This window comes from Bradyrhizobium sp. (assembly GCF_049581145.1).
In the GTDB taxonomy this organism is placed as follows: Bacteria; Pseudomonadota; Alphaproteobacteria; order Rhizobiales; family Xanthobacteraceae; genus Bradyrhizobium.
This window is the reverse complement of record NZ_JBAURI010000283.1, coordinates 1-3,712: the sequence shown is the minus strand read 5'-3', so window position 1 is coordinate 3,712 and position 3,712 is coordinate 1. Positions and strand designations below refer to the sequence as shown.

Sequence of the window (3,712 nt, the reverse complement as noted above, 5' to 3'; positions counted from 1 at the left end):
GTGCTGGCATCCGCGACCATCATCACCGGGATGATCGCGCTGGCCTGGATCTCCGGCGTCCTGACATTGGCGGGCATCGCAATCACCGCGCTCGGGGTGTTGCAGCCGCACCTGCTGCCGCTGCCGTAACGCCGCATGTCGTCACCGCACGAGGCGCTTCAGCGCGCCTCGTGCACGCTCTTGCGGAAGCGCTGGATCAGCCGCAGCGTGCGCATCGACCAGCGATCGCCAGCGCCACCGCCGCGCAGCATCTCGCGCATTCGCGCCTTGACCGGATCGACCAGCGCCTTGGCCTTGGCGCGCAGCGACAGGATGAACTCGTAGAGCCTTTCGAACCAGGCCATCTCGAGAAGCTTCGGCTTCGTCACGTCGAACACGAAGGCGGTGACGCCGACGCCCAGGAACTTCGCGAACAGAATGGTGAAAACGGCGCTCGTCCAGTATTCGTGGGTCAACAGCCAGATGCCGACGAGCTTCAAGGGAAACAGCGGAATCACCGGCACGATGAAGACGATCAGCGTCATCGCCGGCGACAGCGTGTCGACACGCTCGGCAAGCCACTGCTTGAACGCTCGCAACGGGATCGCGTCCACCACCGAGGCCACGATCGGCTCGAGGTGATCCCATAGCCAGGCCTCGATCAGGAAGATGATCGCCAGCAGGACCCAGACGGGCTGAAGGAGGCGGCGCAGCATCAAAGGTTTCCCCGCCCGACCGAAGCGGGGCGCTGATCACATATGGATCGCACGCTTGCCGACCGCAAGCGCGGCTTCCTTGACGGCTTCTGAGCGAGTCGGATGGGCATGACAGGTCCGTGCGAGATCCTCGGCCGAGCCACCAAATTCCATCAACACGGCAGCTTCGTGGATCATCTCGCCCGCTTCCCGCCCGATAATATGCACGCCAAGCACACGATCGGTCTTCGCATCTGCGAGAATTTTCACAAAACCTTCCGTCGTCTGGTTGACCTTGGAGCGACCATTCGCGGTGAACGGGAACTTCCCGACCGTATAGGCCACGCCGGCCTGCTTCAGTTCTTCCTCGGTCCTGCCGACGGTCGACACCTCGGGCGTCGTATACACGACCCCTGGAATGACGTCGTAGTTCACGTGGCCCGCCTGGCCCGCCAGGATCTCCGCGCAGGCGACGCCCTCATCCTCGGCCTTGTGCGCGAGCATCGGTCCTGCCACCACGTCACCGATGGCATAGATACCTTTCACATTGGTTGCAAAATGCGCATCGATCTGCACGCGGCCGCGAGTATCGAGCGCGACCCCGGCGTCCTGCAGTCCGAGGCCTTCGGTGTAGGGCACGCGGCCAATACAGACCAATACGACGTCGGCCTCAACCAGCTCCTGGGCACCGCCGGCGGCCGGTTCGACCTTGGCGGCAAGCCGGTTGCCCGAAGTATCAATGCCGGTGACTTTTGCGCCGAGCTTGAACGCAAAGCCCTGCTTTTCCAGGATGCGCTGAAACTGCTTCGCAACCTCGCCATCGATCCCCGGTAAGATACGGTCCAGAAATTCCACGACGACGACTTCGGCGCCGAGCCGGTGCCACACCGAGCCGAGCTCGAGCCCGATCACGCCGGCGCCGACGATCAGTAATTTTCCGGGCACATTGTCGAGCGACAATGCGCCGGTCGAGGATACGATACGCTTCTCGTCGATCTCGATGCCCTTCAGCCTGGCAATATCGGAGCCGGTGGCGATGACGATGTTCCTGGTCTCGACGGTCTGCGCGCTGCCGTCGAGGCCTGTGACTTCGACTTTCCCGGTGCCGAGAATCCTGCCCTTGCCGTGGATGACGTCGACCTTGTTCTTCTTCATCAGGAAGTCGACGCCCTTGACGTTGCCGTCGATGCCCTGCTGCTTGAAGTTCATCATCGAGGGCAGGTCGAGCTTCGGCGCGGAGACGCTGACGCCCATCTTGGCGAATGAATGCCCCGCCTCCTCGAACATCTCCGAAGCGTACAACAAGGCTTTCGACGGCATGCAGCCGACATTGAGGCAGGTGCCGCCCAAAGTCGGGTTCTTCTCGACCACGGCAACCTTCATGCCGAGTTGCGCCGCGCGGACGGCGCAGACATATCCGCCCGGCCCGGTGCCGATGATGACAAGATCGTAAGTAGCCATGAATGAAACCCTATCCCTGGAAAGTGGCGCCCGTCAGCGCCCGCCCGATACATCGAGGATGGCGCTGGTCACGTAGGAGGCCTCCTCCGACATCAGCCAGAGAATGGCGTTGGCGATCTCCTCGGCATGGCCGATGCGCTTCATCGGCACCATATGCGCCAGCCGGTGCGCGCGGTCGGGCTCGCCGCCTGAGGCATGGATGTCGGTATCAATCAGCCCGGGCCGGATCGCCGCGACCCGGATGCCCTCGCCGGCGACTTCATATCCAAGCCCGATCGTGAAGGAATCGATCGCACCCTTGGAGGCCGCGTAGTCGACATAGGTGTTGGGTGAGCCGAGCTTGGCCGCGACCGACGACAAATTGACGATCACGCCGCCCATGCCGCCGTGACGCGTCGACATCCGCTTCACGGCCTCGCGCGCGCACAGCATGCTCCCGGTCACGTTGACCGCCATCATGCGCTGGATGCGCTCGGCGCTCATCTCGTCGACCCGCGAGGTGGTCGCGACGATGCCGGCATTGTTGACCAGCGCCCCGAGCGTGCCGAACTTGTCGGCGGCCTTGAACAGCTTGAGGATGTCGCTCTCCTCGCCGACATCGCATTTCACCGCCACCGCCTTGCCGTTGCTGGCCTCGATCGCGGCGACCGTGCCGCGGGCGGCGGCCTCGTTGCTGGCATAGCCGATGCAGACGCGATAGCCGCGTTCCGCCGCAGCGACCGCGGTGGCGCGGCCAATACCGCGGCTGCCGCCGGTAATGATCACAACTTTGTCGGTCAAGTTTGCCCCCGAGAACTATTGGAAACGCCTAACCTCGCAGCACAGCCGATGCCAAGACCTGCTTGCGCGCCGCGATCCGATCAAAGATCCAGCACCAGCCGCGCCGGGTCCTCCAGGCTTTCCTTGACGCGCACCAGGAACGTGACCGCCTCCTTGCCGTCGATGACGCGGTGATCGTAGGACAGCGCCAGATACATCATCGGGCGGATCTCGACCTTGCCGCCGATCGCCATCGGACGTTCCTGGATCTTGTGCATGCCGAGGATGCCCGACTGCGGCGCATTCAGGATCGGCGTCGACATCAGCGAGCCATAGATGCCGCCATTGGTGATGGTGAAGGTGCCGCCCTGCATCTCGTCGATCTTGAGCTGACCGTCGCGCGCGCGGCGGCCGAAATCGGCGATCGACTTCTCGATCTCCGCGATCGATTTCTGGTCGCAGTCACGCACCACAGGCACCACCAGCCCCTTGTCGGTGCCGACGGCAACGCCGATGTGATAATAGTTCTTGTAGATCAGGTCGCTGCCGTCGATCTCGGCGTTGGCGGCCGGAATGTCCTTCAGGCCCTGGACGCAGGCCTTGGTGAAGAAGCCCATGAAGCCCAGCTTGCTGCCATGCTTCTTCTCGAACACATCCTTGTATTGGGCGCGCAAGGCCATCACATGGGTCATGTCGACCTCGTTGAAGGTCGTCAGCATGGCCGCCGTGTTCTGCACGTCCTTGAGCCGCCGCGCGATGGTCTGGCGCAGCCGCGTCATCTTCACCCGCTCTTCGCGGGCCGCATCATCCGCCGGCGA

Annotated in this window: 4 protein-coding genes; all 4 read right to left on the bottom strand. The window is 63.4% G+C overall.

All coding sequences use genetic code 11. From position 1 onward, the window contains the following. Positions 1-158: 158 nt before the first annotated feature. Positions 159-695, bottom strand: coding sequence for a hypothetical protein (locus tag WCB02_RS09410; RefSeq protein ID WP_423957743.1), 537 nt, complete (start codon positions 693-695; stop codon positions 159-161). A 36-nt stretch (positions 696-731) separates the two neighbouring features. Beyond that, the gene (gene lpdA / locus WCB02_RS09405) at positions 732-2,135 is read right to left on the bottom strand and encodes a dihydrolipoyl dehydrogenase (RefSeq protein ID WP_423957742.1); all 1,404 of its coding nucleotides are present in this window, start codon (positions 2,133-2,135) and stop codon (positions 732-734) included. A gap of 33 nt (positions 2,136-2,168) precedes the next feature. After that, on the bottom strand, positions 2,169-2,915 hold the full coding sequence (locus tag WCB02_RS09400) for an SDR family oxidoreductase (RefSeq protein WP_423957740.1): 747 nt from the start codon (positions 2,913-2,915) through the stop codon (positions 2,169-2,171). An 80-nt stretch (positions 2,916-2,995) separates the two neighbouring features. After that, a partial coding sequence (gene odhB / locus WCB02_RS09395; protein WP_423957739.1) for a 2-oxoglutarate dehydrogenase complex dihydrolipoyllysine-residue succinyltransferase occupies positions 2,996-3,712 on the bottom strand: 717 nt, incomplete at its 5' end.